12 protein-coding genes are annotated in these 17,052 nt (G+C 64.8%); 5 read left to right on the top strand and 7 right to left on the bottom strand.

The annotated features are described in order from the left end of the window. Positions 1 to 227: 227 nt before the first annotated feature. The 3 genes from LGH74_RS12470 to LGH74_RS12460 are packed head-to-tail and all read left to right on the top strand — an operon-like array spanning position 228 to position 3,263. Positions 228 to 1,427 (top strand): sensor histidine kinase, encoded by a 1,200-nt coding sequence (locus LGH74_RS12470; RefSeq protein ID WP_226176181.1) that lies wholly within the window; start codon positions 228 to 230, stop codon positions 1,425 to 1,427. Then, positions 1,424 to 2,551, top strand: coding sequence for a sensor histidine kinase (locus LGH74_RS12465; RefSeq protein ID WP_226176179.1), 1,128 nt, complete (start codon positions 1,424 to 1,426; stop codon positions 2,549 to 2,551). Before LGH74_RS12470 ends, LGH74_RS12465 begins: the two co-directional genes overlap by 4 nt. 7 nt (positions 2,552 to 2,558) lie before the next feature. Next, positions 2,559 to 3,263, top strand: coding sequence for a LytR/AlgR family response regulator transcription factor (locus tag LGH74_RS12460; protein ID WP_226176176.1), 705 nt, complete (start codon positions 2,559 to 2,561; stop codon positions 3,261 to 3,263). Between the two features lie 135 nt (positions 3,264 to 3,398). Here the strand turns inward: LGH74_RS12460 and LGH74_RS12455 are convergent, their stop codons facing one another. After that, positions 3,399 to 3,611: a PID-CTERM protein-sorting domain-containing protein gene (locus LGH74_RS12455; RefSeq protein WP_226176173.1), complete on the bottom strand. Its 213-nt coding sequence runs from the start codon at positions 3,609 to 3,611 to the stop codon at positions 3,399 to 3,401. An 83-nt stretch (positions 3,612 to 3,694) separates the two neighbouring features. Next, positions 3,695 to 8,143, bottom strand: coding sequence for a DUF4394 domain-containing protein (locus tag LGH74_RS12450; RefSeq protein WP_226176170.1), 4,449 nt, complete (start codon positions 8,141 to 8,143; stop codon positions 3,695 to 3,697). Between the two features lie 299 nt (positions 8,144 to 8,442). Here LGH74_RS12450 and LGH74_RS12445 point away from each other — a divergent pair, with 299 nt between their 5' ends. Both LGH74_RS12445 and LGH74_RS12440 read left to right on the top strand, forming a co-directional pair. Next, positions 8,443 to 8,919 carry an META domain-containing protein gene (locus tag LGH74_RS12445; RefSeq protein ID WP_226176168.1) on the top strand — a complete coding sequence of 159 codons (477 nt, stop codon included), beginning with the start codon at positions 8,443 to 8,445 and terminating at the stop codon, positions 8,917 to 8,919. A 118-nt stretch (positions 8,920 to 9,037) separates the two neighbouring features. Beyond that, positions 9,038 to 10,144, top strand: coding sequence for an NHL repeat-containing protein (locus tag LGH74_RS12440; RefSeq protein ID WP_226176166.1), 1,107 nt, complete (start codon positions 9,038 to 9,040; stop codon positions 10,142 to 10,144). Positions 10,145 to 10,280: 136 nt separating this feature from the next. On the opposite strand, the gene LGH74_RS12435 is transcribed toward LGH74_RS12440, so the two are convergent. The 5 genes from LGH74_RS12435 to LGH74_RS12415 form a co-directional block, all read right to left on the bottom strand. Then, entirely contained in the window at positions 10,281 to 10,778 is a 498-nt protein-coding gene (locus LGH74_RS12435; RefSeq protein WP_226176164.1) for a DinB family protein, read from the bottom strand. A gap of 22 nt (positions 10,779 to 10,800) precedes the next feature. Beyond that, positions 10,801 to 12,468: a T9SS type A sorting domain-containing protein gene (locus tag LGH74_RS12430; protein ID WP_226176162.1), complete on the bottom strand. Its 1,668-nt coding sequence runs from the start codon at positions 12,466 to 12,468 to the stop codon at positions 10,801 to 10,803. Positions 12,469 to 12,631: 163 nt separating this feature from the next. Continuing rightward, the gene (locus tag LGH74_RS12425; RefSeq protein ID WP_226176159.1) at positions 12,632 to 13,804 is read right to left on the bottom strand and encodes a tail fiber domain-containing protein; all 1,173 of its coding nucleotides are present in this window, start codon (positions 13,802 to 13,804) and stop codon (positions 12,632 to 12,634) included. A gap of 202 nt (positions 13,805 to 14,006) precedes the next feature. Then, on the bottom strand, positions 14,007 to 15,212 hold the full coding sequence (locus LGH74_RS12420; RefSeq protein ID WP_226176158.1) for a PAS domain-containing sensor histidine kinase: 1,206 nt from the start codon (positions 15,210 to 15,212) through the stop codon (positions 14,007 to 14,009). A 99-nt stretch (positions 15,213 to 15,311) separates the two neighbouring features. Next, a complete protein-coding gene (locus tag LGH74_RS12415; RefSeq protein ID WP_226176156.1) occupies positions 15,312 to 16,946 on the bottom strand; it encodes a T9SS type A sorting domain-containing protein in 1,635 nt (544 codons plus the stop codon). Positions 16,947 to 17,052: the final 106 nt, after the last annotated feature.

Here is a 17,052-nt window from a genome sequence, read left to right as displayed (position 1 = left end):
GCCGGCAGCGGGCCGTTGACATAGCCAAAGATGGCCCGCGCAAAACCCCGCCGCCGGCCTATTCGCCCGGCGACGCGGGCGGGCCGCAATACGGTGCGGCGGCATCGACCAACGGACGTATCGGTCGTTGGTCGATGCCGCGTAGTCGTTGGTCTATAAAGCAGATTGGCAGAGTATTACCTGCGCCGGAAACGGTATCTTTAAGTAGACCACCGGCAAGAAGACGTATGGCAACGACGGAGAAAAAAGGCTTGCCCCGCCTAGTGCGGGCCCTCGACGAGCACTGGCTACTGCGGCACGGCCTGTTCTGGCTGGCCAACACCGCTTTTCTGATGTGGCTGTTCATCGTAGTGTGCCGCCAAACTGCCGATTGGGGCCTGGCCCTGCGCGACTCACTGCTCATTGTGGTGGGCACCCAGGTGCCGGCCATCTACGCGCTATTGTATGGCGTGTTGCCCCTACTCTGGGGTAGCACTCCGCGCCGGGGACGTTTCCTGCTGTTGGTTACGCTGTGGTTTTGGTTGGCGCTGGGGCTAACCTTTGCCTTGCGGTTTTTCGTGCTCGTGCCGTTGCGCGCAGGCATTGTGTCGCCGTTTCCGGATTTTCATAATGTGCTGGCTACCGGCAGCCACATGCCTACGCTGCTCATTGCCGGGGTAGCGGCCTGCCTGCGCGTGTACCGGCAGTGGCGGCAAAAAGAGCTGGCCAACGTGGTGCTAAGCCAGGAAAATTACCAGGCCGAGCTGCAACTGCTCAAAGCCCAGATTCACCCGCATTTCCTCTTCAATACGCTCAACAACCTCTACGCCCTCACCCTGCGGCAGTCGGATCAGGCGCCGGTGGTGGTGGAGCGCCTCACCGGACTGCTGGATTTCGTGGTCAAGCAAGGCAGTGCCCCCTCGGTGGCCCTGGCCGACGAAGTAGCGCTGCTCCGCAACTACATTGCCCTGCAGCAGCTGCGCTACGGCGCCCGGCTCACGCTGGTCTTCGAGGCGGAGGACATTCCGGCACAGGGCCGGATAGCGCCGCTTTTGCTGTTGCCCTTGGTCGAAAATGCGTTTAAGCACGGCTCGGCCGAGCAGGTGGGGCAAGCCCATATTCGTATTGCGCTGGCCGTGGAAGGTAGCCGGTTCAGCTGTGTTATTACCAATACCAAAAATGCGGATGCGGCGGCTGGTTCCCCGGGCATCGGCCTGCGCAACGTGCGGCAGCGTCTGCAACTGCTTTACCCGCAGCGCCACCAGCTCACCATCGAAGCTCACCCCGACACGTTTACCGTGGGGCTGCTGCTGGAGCTTCCTGCGCTACCGGCGGCTACTGCGTCGGAGCCGGGGCGCTTGCCGACAGCCATTCCTGACCGTCTGAAAGTGCGGCGGCCTGAGCCGGCGCACCTGGTTTTAGAAGCCGCCAGCCTGCCCCGCTCATGAAAGCGTGGCTCCAACACCGGGTTGTGCGGCACGGGTTGTTCTGGCTGGGCGTGCTAGCCATCAGCCTTCTGATTCAGTTGCCCGCCTATTGGCTCCGGGGAACCAAGCTCTACGGGTGGGGCCTGCTCTTCAACCAGCTGCCCGCCTCGCTGCTGACCACCTACTCGCTTCTCTACTGGATCTTGCCCCGGCTGCTGCGGCAGCGGCAAACCAGCCTTTTCTTTCTGCTGCTGGCTGGCTGGCTAATGGGCTGCGCGCTGGTAACCATCACGACGCGCGCGTTTTTTGATTTAATTGTGCAGCCCGGTTTGTTTGACATCCAACCTGTGGCGCCTACGCACCCGGCCGGCTACTGGGGCCTGAATTACACCTTTTTCATGACCTTGGTAACGGCCGGCGTAGCCGTGGCAGTCAAGGTGGCCGATGGCTGGTACGAGCAGCGGCAACTCGGGGCGCAGCTGAGGCAGCAGCAGCTATGCACCGAGCTAGAGCTGCTCAAGGCCCAGCTTCAGCCGGCCTTTCTCTTCGATACCCTGCACGCGCTGCGTCAGCTCACCGGGGCCAAATCGGCCGCCGCGCCCGGGGTGGTACTGGAGCTGGCCGGCCTGCTACGCTACATGCTCTACGAAAGCCCGCGCGAGGCTGTACCGCTGGCCGACGAGGTGGAGATGCTGCGGCACTACGTGGCCCTGGAAAAGCTGCGGCTCGGAGGCCGCGTCGAGGTGTCGCTCAGCTGCAGCGGGCCGCTGGAGGCCCACCGCATTGCCCCGCTCGTACTGCTGCCCTTCCTCGAAAATGCCTTCCGGCTAGGCACGCAGGCGCCGGTAGAATGCCCCTGGGTCAGCATTGATCTGGTAGCTAAAGCCAGCGGAATTGTGCTGAAAGTAATCAGTAGCCGGGCCAGTGAGGTGCCTGCCGACGACGGGCTGCAGGTCATCCGGCAGCGGCTGGTCCTGCTGTATCCCGGCCGCCACGAGCTAAAGGTGCTCACCGAGCCCGATACTTTCCTTGCCGTGCTTCATCTGCAACTCCCGCCGGCGCCGCGCCCGGCTGCTGTGGCCGCTAGAGCCGCCGTCTTGCCGGCGCGGCCCGAGGCCGCCCAATATTCTTCCACGCTTAGCTAACGAGCCCATGAAACTGCGGTGCTTACTCGTCGACGACGAGCCCCCGGCCCTGGAGGTGCTCCAGTCCTACATTCAGGAAGTAAGCCACTTGGAGCTGGTGGCCACCTGCGGCAATGCCCTACAGGCTTTCGACGTGCTGCAGCAGCAGCCCGTGGATTTGCTGTTTCTCGACATCAAGATGCCCAAGATGCTCGGCACCGACTTTCTGCGCAGCCTGCGCCACCCGCCCCAGGTTATCTTCACCACCGCCTACCGCGACTACGCCTACGAGGGGTTCGAGCTGAACGCCGTGGACTACCTGCTCAAGCCCGTGTCGCTGGAGCGGTTTCTGAAGGCCGTGGCCAAAGCCGGCAAAACCGACCAGTCGGCTGAGGCTGCCCACCCCGCCAGCCCCACCAACCCCGACGCCTTCCTGTATTTCCGCATCGACCGGAAAATGGTGAAAGTAGTGCTGCGCGACGTGCTCTACGTGGAGGGCCTCAAGGATTACGTCAAGATTCACACCGCGCAGGGGCCGCCGCTGGTAGTAAAGCAAACCATCAACGGCATGGAGGAAAAGCTCTCGGAAAGCAATTTTCTGCGCATTCACCGCTCCTTTATCGTAGCCCTCGACAAGGTGCGTACCTACAGCGCCCGGCACATCGAAGTAGCCGCCCAAGAGCTGCCCATCGGCCGGCTGTTTCGCCAGCGTGTAGAGGAAGTGCTGGGCTGAGCGGCTGTGCTTACTGAATGAGCATATCAAAAAAAACGTCATGCCTCCTCTCTGCTTGATGCGCAGAATGGTCGACATGACGTGCTGGTTTTACTTCGCTCCCGATTCAGACCGGAGCAATTCGTCCGGCAGAGCTTAGCGGGATTTCGACTGGCGCAGTCGCCGCAGCCCGTAGGCGGCTCCGGCGGCCAGCAGCAGCGACACGCCGCCATCGATGGGCACGGTGTCGGCGGGGCGGGGGCCGCCGTTGCCGGGGCCCTGGGCGTACGCTGGCTGCTCGAGGCTGCTGAGCAGGCTAACGAAAACAACGGCGCCGGACAAGCGCAATACAGTGACTATATGCTTCATAAGAAAGAGGCAAAAGATGAAAGGAAAGGGGCCATCGGCTCCCAGTCGGCACCACGCCGGCCGGGAGCCGTATGTAACCCCGTTTATTCAACCACGAGGCGCTTATTGACCACGCCCTCGGCCGTCAGCAGCCGCAGCGTATACACGCCCTTGCTTACACCGCTGAGCGGCAGGGCCTGGTTGTCGGTGGCGCGGGCGGGCAGCGTGTGGCGCAGTACCACCTGGCCCAGGCTATTCACCAGCGTGGCGGCCACGGCCTGCTGGCGCAGGGCGGTGGGCAGGCTGATAAACACCGTTTGCTGGGCTGGGTTGGGGTAAATGCTCACCTGCTGGGCCAGCGTGGCCGAGGCCGAAGCCAGCACTTTGGCCTGCGTGAGTAGCAGCGTGAAGCGCGGGGCCTGCGTGCCGGCGCTGGTCGTAAACGAATAGCTGGCCTGCTGGGCCAGGTCAACTACCGCGCCGGTCTGGGCGTCGCGCAGGTAGGCGTAAGTGCCGGTCGGCAGGTTCAGCAGGGCCGAGGCGCGCAGCGAGTAGGTGCCGGCCTGGGCTACTTCCAGTCGCAGCGGAATGGTCACGTCGGCCGAGGTCAAAGCGGGCAGGGCGTTGATGGACAGGCGCACGTCGTTGCTCGTTGCTGTGGCCAGCATCGGGGCCCCGCTGGCCGTGAGCTTGTAGGCATCGAAGGCAGGGTCGAAGGCGGCGGTAGCGCCTGTGTTGAAGTACACCAGCGCCTCATCGGCCGGGCCGGTGCTGCCGCGCAGCTCCAGGCGTACCGAGGCGTCGGTGGCGGCCGTGCCACGCTGGAACACCGGGCTGCTACCATCCGTCACACGCACCACGTTGGCAAAGCTTACTTGGCCGTTGGTCGTGTTTGGGGTGCTCACGCGTACAAAGAAGCCCTGGCCCAGCGCAATCTGGTCGGTGCCGCCGTTGATGCCTACGCCGCCGCTACCGGCCACGTAGCTCGAATAGGTGCCCTCATACGGCCCGCTGGAGCGGTACACGTACACCGCGCCGTCCACGTTGGTGCGGCCCACCAGGTCCCAGTCGATGGGCGAAGGATAGGGGTTGCCCAGCAGCTGCCAGCCCGATTCGGTTTGGGTGCCCCGGCTCAGGCTACCGACGGCAATAGGACCGTTGTTGAGCGTACCGGCGAAGTCCACCGTTTCCGTGCCGGGAATGTTGACCGTGTAGCCCCGGCCCGCCGTTAGCGGATCGGCCAGAGAAGCCGGCGAGAAGAAACCCTTCTCGAAGTCTTCTGGGGCAGGGTTGCCGCTGGTCGTCACGCGGGCTTGGTCGTAACCGAATACCGTTGGGAAAGGCGTAACGGTGTTGCCCACCGTGTTATAATCCGGGTTTACCACCGGCGTATAGCCCGGTGTAATGAACTCCGAAACGGTAGCATTCTGAATCGGGGAGGAGTAGTGGCGGTAGCCGAGCCCCGCGTTGTTGCCCGCAATGTAGCGCTGCACAACCACGGTACCGGTGACAACGCCCGAGCCCTGGTTTACGACCGTAGCCGTGCCGCTGGCGTTGGAAAGCAGCGTCAGGTTGTTGCCGGCAACAAAGTTGCCGAACACCTGCAACACGCGCTGCACCTGTACCGGCCCCGTGGCCGTCAGCAGGGGCGTGCCCACGGAGAGGTTGGTGAAGAAAGTAGTAGTACCACTGATAACCTGACCGGAGGGCCCGCCGAAGGAAACCCGGCCGGTAAGGCTGCCCAGCGTGGTTCCGCCGTTGTTGGTGAAGTTGCCGTTTATCGTCAGCAGGCTGCCATCGGCCGAGGTGAGCGTGGCGCCGCTGCCCAGCGTTACGCTGTTGACTACGAAGGCGCTGCTTACTACCGGGTCATTGGTCGTGTTGGGAATGGTTACGTTGTCGGCGGCCTGCGGTACCTGCGCGGGACTCCAGTTGCCGGCTTTGCCCCAGTCGGTATCGATAGCGCCGGTCCACGTCAGGCCCGAAAAGGCCGGGGTGAGGAAGGCGGCCATACCACTCAAGTTCGAGCCGCTGCCGATGCGCCCCAACTGGTTGAACGCGCCGGTGGTCAGGCTCACTTCCCATAGCGACTCACTGGTAACGCCGTTGGGAGCTGCCGCCGCGAAGGCCGAGTTGTTGGGCAGGGCCGGGTTGGCCAGGTCCGAATAAATGTCGAATTCGACGCCGGTAGCGGTGTTTACCGCCGTGTTAGAACTGCCTATGTTAGTAATGCTCAGGGCCGTGTTGGGGTCGTTGATGAGCACTACTTGGTTGGTGCTCTGGTCGTAGGCGTAGAGTGCCGTGCCGGTAGCCGCGTTGTTGTCGTTGTTGGTGTAGGCCGCACCCGACAACGCCCGGCCCGTGGGGCCATCACTGGCGGTAGCCAGTATGCCGTCGGCTGGGTTCAGGCGGTAGTTGTTGCCATTGCTGCCCACAATGCGAATTCGGTCAGCGACGGGGTTGAAGTCGAAGCCGACCCCCGAGGCAGCCCCCAGACTGTACGTATTGAGGCCTCCCACAGGCGTCAGCGCGCCGGTGCTCAGGTCCAGGGTATAGAGCTGGCCGGTCTGGGCCGTGGCGTTGTAGCCCAGAGCAAAGAGCTGCCCGTCGAGCGGGCGAAAGTCAATGCCGGCCAGCACCTGCGAGCCGTCGGCCGGCAGGCCGGTGATGTTGACAGCCGTGCGGATGTTATTGGGCGCACCCGAGTCGAAGGAAACCAGGTTGCCGCCGGCCACGCCGTAGATGAGGCGGCCAATGAGGTTGGGCTGGGTGAGCGGGGCAAGAAAGGCCGTCACGTCGCGCACCGGAATGCCCAAGCCGATAACGCCGAGCGGCGAAGCGCCGGTGCTGGGGTCGAGGCTGTAGAGCGTGCTGAAGGTAGTCGTAGTGGTAGCGGCATCGGCATTCGACACCAGAAAGCCCCGGTTAGCCTGCGTGGCCGCGTCGAAGTAGAAGTCCAGGTCATTTACCGCGCCGCTGCTGGGTAGCAGGCCCGTGGCCCCGGCCGCTGTCAGCTGGCCCAGGTTGGGGTTGCTCTGAATGAAGAGCTGGTTGCGTACGTCGTCGATATCATACAGCGTCGTGCTGGTGCTGCCAACGTAGGAGTTGGTGTAGGCCACGGCCCCAATGGTCGGTGTGCCGGTGGCCCCGCTCACGAAGTTCAGGTCGCCGTCGGTGGTAACCACGCCGTTGTTGGGGTTGAGGCGGTAATTGCGCGTGGTCAGGCCCGTCACCCTGATGCGGTCCACGGTGGGGTTAAAGTCGAAGCCGATACCGTTGAGTGCGGCTGGAGTCGTGCCCAGGTCGAGCGGTACGGCCGCTGCTCCCACGGGCGTGGCTACGGCTGTGCTCCGGTCGATGATGTAGAGGCGCCCCGTGCGGCTGGCCGGGTCGTAGCCCAGGCCAAAGAGCTGGCCGGTATTGGGCCGGAAATCGGTGCCGACCAGCGTCTGGCCGGCCGTAAGGCCCGTAATGGCCGTCGAGGACAGCAGGAAGCCGGGCTGACCGGAGTTAAAGGAAATCAGGTTGCCGGTGGTCGTCACGGCGTACAGCAGCTGCCCGCTGGGCGTGGGCGCGGTCCGGTTGATGCCGATGGCAATGTCGGTGATGCCGGGGAAGGGGTTGGCATTCGTCGGTGGGTCAAATGGGCTGCCGCCCCCGATGCCGCCTTCCAGCGTCAGCGTGCCGTTGGTCAGGTTCAGGGCGTAGAGGGCTGTGATGAACTGGCCCGTGCGCGCCGGGTCGGGGTCAGGCGCGTTAATGCTCAGATATGCCTTCTGGGCGCGGGTAGTGGGGTTAGTATAAATGTCCAAATCGGCGCTGACGCCGGGCGTGTTCAGCGGCACGGGCACGCTGATGGTCGTCACCGTATTGAGGGTGCCGTCGTTGGGCGGGGCCTGGATGGTCAGTACCGAGCGTTGCTCATCGACGGTATACAGCGTAGTGGCCGTGGCGCCGATAAAGCTGTTGGTATAGGCCGCCGCCCCGATGTACGGGTTCTGTCCGGCGTTGGGGTCGGCGGGCACCGCCGTGGTGGTATAGGCCAGCGCATCATCATTGGCGGTAATAGTACCGTCGTTGGGGTTGAGGCGGTAGTTGGCGTCGTTGGTGCTCACCACCCGGATGCGGTCCACGGTGGGGTTGAAGTCAAAGCCGATCCGGTCGGTGGCCGTGCCCAGGGCCAGCGGCTGCGTACTCCCGATGGCCGTAGCCGGTGCCTGGTTCACGGCCAGCGGACTATTGTAGTTGATAGTGTAGAGCTGGGCCAGGCCCGCGCCGTTGTAGCCCAGGGCGTAGAGCTGCCCGGTAGCGGGCCGGAAGTCGATGCCCACCAGCACCATGCCGGGGGTGAGTCCGGTAATGGTCTTCCGGGTGCGGGTAGTGGGGCTGGTCAGCTCAATCGAGGTCAGATCAGTACCCGAAAGGCCAAACACGGTTTGGGCGGTGGCGGCCGGTGCCCCGGCCAGCAGCAGGGCCGCCGCCAGGGTAGTGCGACGCAGCCAGCAGGTAGGGTCGGCGGCCGGCGCCGCGGGCAGGAGTAAGGGTATTGGCATCAGCGAATAGAGTGAGGTGAGAAGAAATAAGACTATCCGCCGCCGGCCGCGAAACAACGGAACCCGTTGCCCGGCCAGGGGCGGTGAAAGCTACGCAGGTACCGCCGCTTTTGGATTGAAAAAAAGGATTAAAGTAAGATTAAAAATAGCTGAGCCTGACCCGAATACGCGCCGCGGACCTGGTTGTGCCTGCTCAGGACTTCGGTGGAGCATTCCGGCTCTGCGAAAGGCTGTGCCCCACCCACCAAATCGGCTAGCTACCGTACATACCGGGAGAGTTCTACTTTGCCTTTGCCGCCATGCTGCTATCTGCCTACTTCCGCCCGGCCGCCGCGCTGGTGCTGCTCGCCACCGGGGCCTGCAGCAACGACCTGAACGAACGGGCCAACGCCGAAACTGCTACCGCCACCACCACGCCCACGGTGGCCCCGCTGCGCAACGTGCGCTGGGAGCTGCGTGAGCTGGCTGGGCAGCCGGCCCCCGCTACCGAACAGCGGCCCTTTCTGGTGCTGCGCGACGGCCGGGCCCGGGCCGAGGGACGGGCCGGCTGCAACCGATTTAGCGGCCCGTATACCCTCACGGCCATGGGTAGGCTGCGGCTGGGGCCGCTGGTAACCACCCGTAGCGCCTGCCCCGATCTGGCCGCCGAAGGAGCCTTTCTGCAGGCCCTCAACCAAGCCCAGCGCTACCGCATTAGCGGCACCACGCTGAGTTTGTATGCCGCCGATACGCTGGGTGCTCCGCTGGCCCGCCTGCAGGCCGTAGCCGGCGAGTAAAGCAGCGCGGCGGCCGAGCTGGCGCTATATTCGGGCTAAGCCTGGGGCTATGATTTGTGCGCCACAGCTCAGTATCTTCGCGCCATATCATCCATTTTAGGCCTGCTGCCACTCTGCTATGTATTCACTATCTACCGTTTCCGGCCTGCTGGTCGGCACCCTGCTGCTGGCTACCAGCTGCACCGACAAGGGCAAAGACCCCGACCCACAACTCACCGGGTATACCGTCAGCACCCTGGTTGGGACTAATGCCGGCACCGGTTACGTAGATGGTACCGGCAGCGCCGTGCGGTTTGCCTCGCCCCAGGGCTTGGCTGCCGATGCCCAGGGCAACGTGTACGTGGCCGACTCCGACAACCACCGCATCCGGCGGGTGAGTGCGGCCGGCGTGGTCAGCACGCTGGCCGGCAGCGGCGCTACCGGCAGCCAGAACGGTGGGCGCAACGGCGGCTACACCGACGGCCCGGTGGCGCAGGCTATGTTCAGCCAGCCCCACGATGTGGCCCTCGATGCCCAAGGCACGCTCTACGTAGCCGATATGGGCAATTATTTGGTCCGCAAAATCAGCCCGGCGGGCATCGTGAGTACGCTGGCTGGCTCTACGCTGCGCGGCTACCTCGACGGCCCGGCTGCCACTGCGCAGTTTGACATGATAACGGCCGTAGCCCCCGATGCGCAGGGCAACGTGTACGTGGCCGACGGCGGTAACTATTGTATCCGCAAAATCAGTCCGGCCGGGGTGGTAACTACCCTGGCCGGCACCAACCAGGCCGGCTACGCCGATGGCACTGGCAGCGCCGCCCGGTTCCAGTATATCAGCGGCCTCACCATCGACGCGCAGGGCACCCTCTACGTGGCCGATCTGCAAAACCACCGTATCCGCAAAGTCACGCCCGCCGGGGTGGTGACGACAGTAGCCGGCAGTGGCACTCCGGGCTATGCCGATGGCGTGGGCACCACCGCCAAGTTTGCCGCGCCCACCGACGTGGCCGTGGATGCCCAGGGCGCCCTCTTCGTCACCGACCGTGACAACAACTGCATCCGCCGCATCAGCCCGGCCGGGGAGGTTACAACCATTGCCGGCACCCGCGAGAATGGCTTCGCCAATGGCCCGGGCAGCACGGCGCAGTTCATCCTGCCCACCGGCCTGGGCATCGATGGCCAGGGCAACCTCTACGTAGCCCAACCAGTAGGCAGCTACCTGCGCAAAGTCGGGAAAAACTAGCGGGTGCCCCCTGTAGGGGTGGCTGAATCTTAAAAAAGCCCGTCCTGGTCAACAGGGCGGGCTTTTTGTGTAGCACCTATGCACTTATGCGAGTGGCCTGGGGAGCCCCGGCAGCTGCGCGTGGGGCCGCTACTGGCTACCCCTTGCCCGGGCTGGCCAGCTGCTGCCGGATTTTCTCCAGTTGCCGCCGGTGCCGCAGGATATGCACGATGGCGTGCTCCATCAGCTGCTCAATGTCATAGAGCTGTCCCCAGCCCGTCCGGATCTTGCGGGTGGGGTCCAACTGCTCTAGATCCTGGTCGCTGAAGCCCTGAAATACCTGCTCGGTGAAGGCAAATACTTCGGTCAGGGCCTGCCGATAGGCGTCGATAGTGGGCAGCAGCGCCTTGGCCGGCCGCGTCCTTGCGGGACCTTTCAGGTTATGAATGCTGGTCGCATAGCCGTAGCCCGAACTCACGACGTGGGTTAGAATAGCCTGGATGGAGCGGCAGCTCTCGTCGGTGGCGCGGGCGTCGATTATGCGGGGCAGCGCCGCGTTGGGGATGGGGGCAATAGCGGCCCGTAGGTCGGCAATGGCCCGCTCGTATTCGTCGAGCAGGGCCCCGATGGCCCCGGTGCGGAAGGTTCTGGTCATAAGCAGGTGAGCATAAGGAAGGCTACTCTACTACCAGCTTGCCGGCCAGGGGCTGGCCCTGGGCCGTGGTGGCGCGCAGGGTGTAGAGGCCGGGCCCCAGACCCCGCACTACTACCTGGCCGCTGGCAGATACCACGGCTTCGCGGGCTACGCGCCCCCGTGCGTCGAGCACCAGCACGGGGGTACCGGCGGGCAGGGCCGGCAGGTGCACGGTACCGGAAGCCGGGTTCGGGTAGAGCCCCAGCGGCTGCGGGGCGGTCGGTCGGGTAGTCAGGGGGGTAGCGCCCAGGCGGGCCATAAAGTTGGTGGGCGTAGTAGTAGCACTCAGCGGATAGGGCCCGAAGTTGCAGGGGCTGCTGCTGAAGTTGCCTAGCACGTAACCCTGGCCCAGCGCGTCGAAGCCCAGGTGGAAGCCTACGTCGCTGAGGTTGCCCCCGGCCTGCTGCACCCAGCGCACCTGGCCCTGGGGCGAGTAGGCGGCCACCACGATATCGGTGGCCCCGGCGCTGGTGAGGGTGGTGGCCCCAAACTGGGCCGTCCCGGTGAAGTTGCCCGTGGCGTAGGGGTTGCCGGCCGCGTCGAGGCTGATGCTGCCCCAGCCTTCGCCGGTGGGGCCGCCGCTGGAACTCACCCAGAGCAGGGTGCCCTGCGGGGAGTATTTGGCTACGTAGCCATCAACGCCGCCCACGCTGGTAAGGGTAGCGGTGCCAAAGGTGGCCGGGCCGGTGAAGTTGCCGCCCAGATACAGGTTGCCGGCCGCGTCGACCTTACCGTCCTGCACCTGGTCGGCTCCGGAGCCGCCGAGCTGGTCGGCCCACTCCAGCACGCCCAGGCCGCTATACTTGGCCACCAGCGCATCGTTGCCGCCGCGGGTAGTGAAGATTCTGTTCGAGCCAAAGTTGGTACTCACGGCAAACGTGTTGAGCAGGTAGGCGCCCCCGGCCGGAACGACGGCCAGGCGGGGAGTCGGATACGACGTGGGCCCGGTGGGCAGGTTGATGTAGTCGAAGGCGGTGGTTACGGTGCGCACCGTGCCGTTGGCCGCCGACAGCACGGCCAGGTAGGTGCCGAAGCCGGAACCGCTGTTGGCCCCGACTGCCGGGGCGCCGAAGCTGACGGAGGTGCTGAACTGGCCCGCTACGTACACCCACCCGTTGGCATCGACGCCGATGGTCTGGCCACTGGCCGTGGAGGTAGTATTGTTCTGCTGCACCCACTGCGGCACGCCCTGCGGGGTGAAGCGCGCCACGAAGGCACGGGTAGCCCCGGTGCCGGTGCCCGTGAGCGAAAAGCTGTTGCCGAGCGAGATAAAATTGACGAAGCTGCCCGCTACGTAGGCGTAGCCATCGGCATCGAGGGCTACGTCCTGGGCCAGGTCGTTGCCGGTGGAGGCGAAGGGGAAAACCCAGGCCAGGGTACCGGTGGGCGTAAACTTGGCCAGGTAGCCGTCGAGGCCGCCCGCGCTGGTGAGGGTGGTGCCGCCAATGGTAGTGGTGCCGCTAAAGGAGCCGGCCACGTAGGTGTTGCCGGCCGCATCGGTAGCCAGGGAACCCGAGCTCATCTGCCCGGCACCCAGGGCGCTGGCCCCGGTCCAGGCGGGGGCTGTGGTTTGGGCCGGCGCGGTGAGGGCAGTGAAAAGGGCAGCGACCACCAGGCCGGCGCGGCGCAGAGTAGGCGTAAAAAGAAGCATAGAGAAGCGCTGGGGAATAAAAGAATAGTGCGGACCGGCAGGGCGGCGGGCTATCAAAGATAAAGCCGCCTGGGCCACCCACCAAAGCCCGCCGGCCGGGGCCTGCTGTCCGGCAGCTGCCCTGGCTGACCCTGGCCGGGAAACCCAAACGGCCGCCCGGCTGCTACCGGCGGCGCAGCACCAGGCCGCCCACACCGGCTCCGGCCACCAGCAGCAAGGCGGCCAGCGGCAGCCCAGCCGAAAGCGGATTCGACCGTTGTTCAAGGGCGTCGAGGCGGGTGCGCAGCAGCCGGTTTTCGGTTTGCAGCATCGTCAGCTGCGCTGCCTGCTGGCGGGTGCGGGCGTCGAGGGCCTGGGCGGCGGCCAGGGCTACGCCGTCGGCATCCACGGTGCCAATGCTGATGCTGTCCTGGCCCAGCCCGAAGGCCCGGCGGAAGTCCTGGGCCATGGGACCGAGGTGGCGCACGGTGGCCGGGTCGGTTTTGTAGCTCCAGCTCGTGAGGGGCACCTGGCGCAGGCGGCGCAGCACGTCCTCGCCCGACACGGGGGCAAAGCGGTGCTTCTTGTTCCGGTCCGAGGCGTTGGTCCAGGTGCCGCCGCTGCTCAGGTAGGCCCCGGTGTGGGTGCTGATGACGCTGCCGGACTGGTACCAGGAAGGGTTGCTGCCGGTGCCGACAAGGGTGTTACCCGACTGAATGATGACGCCCTTGCTCTTATCGGCCATGGTGTAGATGCGGAAGCCGTTGATGACGCGCCAAGTGGCTGTATGGTTGTACTCAGCACGGAAAGATTCGTCGGTGAAGGTATCGTCGTTGTCGTCCGTCACCGAGCGGTCGGAGAAGACGAAGGTGCCCTGCCGGGCGTTGGTGTGGGCGTAGTAGCCCAGCGCGACCGAAGCGGCGCCGCTGGCCGTGCAATACATGCCGATGGCCGTACCACCCTGCTGGGCAGCCGTTGAGCGGAAGCCCATGGCGGTACCGTAGTCGCCGGAGGCGCGCACGCCGTAGCCCAGGGCGTTAGAGTAGAGGCCGATGTTGGCATCATCCCACTGGGTGCCGTTGATATAGCCCGCCCGGAAGGCGGCTTTGCCGGGGTACCACATCAGGCGGGTGCCCGAGCCCTCGGCCGGAATAGGACTGGCATTTTCATAATACTGTCCACCGTCGTATTCGCCCCCGGCTAGCAGGGCGCCGTTGGTGTGGATGCTGAAACGGGAAACGCTGCTGGAATTCTTGACGTCGACGAGCGTGGGCACGGTCTGGGCGCGGGCGGCCAGGGGCAAAGCCAGCGCAAGAAAGCCGGCGGACCGGAGTAGGCGAGAGGAGAAGTTGTCCATAATAGAGGGAGAGTGAGCAGAGCAAATCCCGGTAAAGGTAAAGGGATTATATAGCTGGAAACAAATGAATGACCGTCCGTAGATAGACGCCGGCGGCCGGGGCGCAGTATTGGTCCGGATACATAAAAAAAGCCCCGCTTCAGCGGGGCTTTCGGCTGCCGGGCACCGGCCTGGCAGCCACTGTAGCACAACTCTATAGCACCTAGCTCAGATCAATGAAAAAGGTAGTGCCCTGGTTTTCGCGACTTTCCAGCCAGATGCTGCCTTGGTGCATCTCCACAATCTGCTTGGTGATGAACAGACCCAGGCCGGTGGTGGTGTCGCCGTAGAGGCCCGGGCGTTTGGCCGAGCTGAACTTATCGAAGACGTGGGGCTGCAGGTCTTCGGGAATGCCCAGGCCCGTATCGTGAACCAGCAGGCGGATGTGGCCCTCGTGCTTTTCCAGCCGCACCGATACCCGGCCGCCGGCGGGCGTAAACTTCAGTGCGTTGCTGAGCAGGTTGTCGAGGATGCGGCCAAACTTCTCGGGGTGAATGTTGGCGTGCTCCACCTGCGGGGGCAGCGTGAGCACCAGGTCGATGCCGCGCTCCTGAGCGGCCAGGCGGAAGGTCGCCAGCCGCTCGTCCAGAAAGGCATTGAGGTTGGTGTGGTGCTTTTCGAGGCGGCTGGCTTCGAGCTGGCCCAGGTAAAGCACGTCGTTGAGCAGAGCGTGGGCCTGGTCACAGGAGTGCTCGATGAGGTTGAGAAAATGCAAAGTGCCCTCGGGGTTGCTGGCCGAAGACCGGGCCAGCAGGTCCTCGTCGCGCCGGAGCAGGTCTACCACCATCTGGATGTGGGCCACGGGGTTGCGCAGGTCGTGGGCTATGAGGTGCAGAATTGTTTCCTGGGCCTCGTAGAGCCGCTTGTGGGACAGCTCCAGCTTCTTCCGGTCGCTGATATCCTCCAGAGTGGTGTAGCCCATCTCGCCCGCGTCATCGGGGAAGAGCACGGCCGTTACCTGGCACCAGAACGAGGAGCCGTCGGGCCGGCGCAGGCAGGTTTCGAGCGAGAAGTTCTGCAGCTTGTGGGCCCAGAGCTGGTTCTGGAGCTCGTGCCAGTCGGCGTTGTGGTCGGGGTGGGCAAACTCCAGAATCCGCTTGCCTACCAGATCCTCCGGGCCGTTCAGGGCCAGCATGGCGGCCAGGGCCGGGTTGGCCTGCAGAATGGTCAGGTCGGGGGCAATGATTTTGTGGCCCAGCGGCGAGTTCTCAAACACCGTGCGGAAGCGGGCCTGGCTGAGCTGGTACCGTTTGTCGCTGGCCTGCTGCCGGGCGGCGGCTTCCCGCAGCCGGGTGTTTTCCTCACGTATGGCCTGTAATTCAGCTTCCAGGGCGTTGGCAGCGGGCAGCGAGGGAGTAGGAGAGGCCATAGATTAGGTACGCGGCATCAGAGCCGACGGGTAAGGTACGGCAAACGCGTCGGTAATGGCCCGGGACCAGCTGGGCGGCCGGGCCCCGGGCAATGGGGCTTACTCCACCACCAGCCGGCCGGTCAGGGCCTGGCCCTGGGTGGTGGTGGCGCGCAGGGTATAGAGGCCGGGCACCAGGCCGCGCACCGATACCTGGCCGGCCGCCGATACCACTGCTTCGCGGGCTACGCGGCCCAGCGCATCCACGAGCTGCACGCGGGTGCCGGTGGGCAAGGCGGGCAGCTGCACTCGGTCGGTGGCGGGGTTGGGGTAGAGGCCCAGGGCCTGGGGCCGGGCATCCTTGGTGGCCAGGGGCGTAGAGGCTAGGCGGGCCAGATAGTTTTCGACGCGGGACGCGGCCGTGACGGTAGCCGCGCCAAACGAGCAGGCGGCTGGCGTATCGCCGTAGAGGTACACTATGCCGGCCGCATCGATGCCCAGGCCGTAGCTGGCGTCGTTGGCGGGGCCGCCGGCCTGCTGCACCCAGCGCAGCTGCCCGGCCGCGGTGTAGGCGGCCACCATAATGTCGTTGCTTCCGGCGCCGACCAGAGCCGCAGTGCCCACCTTGGCCTGGTTAAAAAAGGTGCCGGCCACGTACGGGTTGCCCGCCGCATCCAGGGTCAGGGCGTTCCAGTAGTCGCTGGAGGGGCCGCCGCCGGTTTGCACCCACTGCGCGGCACCCTCGGTGGAGTACTTCACCAGGTAGGCATCGTAGGCCCCGGTAGTGGTGGCAGTGAGGGTCCCGAAGGTGGCAGTCTGGTCGAAGCTGCCGGTCAGGTAAAGGTTGCCACTGGCATCGGCCACGGCCTGTTCCAGGTAATCACGGCCTGCGCCCCCGTACTGCCGGACCCATTCGTAGCCCCCCTGGCTGGTATAGCGGGTAATGAGCACGTCGCCAAAGCCCCGGGTCGTGAACGTATCGGCATGTACGATGATGCGCTCCTCGAAGCGGTTGAGCAGAAACACGTTGCCGGCGGGGGCTACGGCTATCATCGGCGAGTAATAGTTGAAGCGCGCCGGTCCGGGCGGTGGGTAATGCCCTACCAGCTGGAGCAGCTGCACGGCGCCGGTAGTAGCCGAGAGCCGGCCCAGGTATTGGGCATGGAGGCCGGTGCCCGGGTTCTGCAGGGTAGTACCGCCCAACGAATACGTGTTCTGGAAGGTGCTGGTCAGGTACACGTGGTCCTGGTCGTCGACGGCAATAGTGGTGGGGCCGGTCTTTTGGGCCCAGGCCGGCTCACCCAGGGGCGAAAAGCGCACAACATAAGAGCCCCCGTCGAGGGTGACGTTGTTGCCCAGGGCTGTCCGGTTGGTTACGGCCAGGTTCACGTAGACATTGCCTGCTTTATCGAGGGCCAGGCCCGAGGCAAACTCATAGGCGGAGGTGCTGAACAGGCGCAGCCAGAGCTGGTTGCCAGCCGCATCCAGCTTGACCACGTAGGCGTCGCTGCTGCCCAGGCAGGCATATTGGCTGCCGGCAATGGTAACGGCCGCGCTGAAGGTACCCGCGCGGTAGGTATTCCCGTCTTTGTCGACCACGGGGGCCGGGTAGGCGCTGGAAAACTGACTGTTCCCGATAGAGCGGGCACTCAGCCAGGCCGGGGGCGTTGTTTGGGCCCGGGCCCCGGCGCTCAGGGCCAGGCTACAGAGAATACCGGCGGCACCGGTCAGGATAGAACGAGTAGAAAACCGCATGCGACGTAGAATGATAATAGTAGAAAAAGAGAACAATAGGGTTCGAAGATACGGCGCGGGTGCTGCCCCCGAAAGCCGGCCCGAGCGGCCAGCATCCGACGGCTAC

This window comes from Hymenobacter lucidus, assembly GCF_020447265.1.
GTDB lineage: Bacteria > Bacteroidota > Bacteroidia > Cytophagales > Hymenobacteraceae > Hymenobacter > Hymenobacter lucidus.
This window is presented reverse-complemented; position numbering and strand designations above follow the sequence as displayed.

Coding starts and splice junctions, on each gene's coding strand:
- LGH74_RS12470 (WP_226176181.1), top strand. CDS start 228: ATGGCAACGACGGAGAAAAAAGGCTTGCCCCGCCTAGTGCGGGCCCTC.
- LGH74_RS12465 (WP_226176179.1), top strand. CDS start 1,424: ATGAAAGCGTGGCTCCAACACCGGGTTGTGCGGCACGGGTTGTTCTGG.
- LGH74_RS12460 (WP_226176176.1), top strand. CDS start 2,559: ATGAAACTGCGGTGCTTACTCGTCGACGACGAGCCCCCGGCCCTGGAG.
- LGH74_RS12455 (WP_226176173.1), bottom strand. CDS start 3,611: ATGAAGCATATAGTCACTGTATTGCGCTTGTCCGGCGCCGTTGTTTTC.
- LGH74_RS12450 (WP_226176170.1), bottom strand. CDS start 8,143: ATGCCAATACCCTTACTCCTGCCCGCGGCGCCGGCCGCCGACCCTACC.
- LGH74_RS12445 (WP_226176168.1), top strand. CDS start 8,443: ATGCTGCTATCTGCCTACTTCCGCCCGGCCGCCGCGCTGGTGCTGCTC.
- LGH74_RS12440 (WP_226176166.1), top strand. CDS start 9,038: ATGTATTCACTATCTACCGTTTCCGGCCTGCTGGTCGGCACCCTGCTG.
- LGH74_RS12435 (WP_226176164.1), bottom strand. CDS start 10,778: ATGACCAGAACCTTCCGCACCGGGGCCATCGGGGCCCTGCTCGACGAA.
- LGH74_RS12430 (WP_226176162.1), bottom strand. CDS start 12,468: ATGCTTCTTTTTACGCCTACTCTGCGCCGCGCCGGCCTGGTGGTCGCT.
- LGH74_RS12425 (WP_226176159.1), bottom strand. CDS start 13,804: ATGGACAACTTCTCCTCTCGCCTACTCCGGTCCGCCGGCTTTCTTGCG.
- LGH74_RS12420 (WP_226176158.1), bottom strand. CDS start 15,212: ATGGCCTCTCCTACTCCCTCGCTGCCCGCTGCCAACGCCCTGGAAGCT.
- LGH74_RS12415 (WP_226176156.1), bottom strand. CDS start 16,946: ATGCGGTTTTCTACTCGTTCTATCCTGACCGGTGCCGCCGGTATTCTC.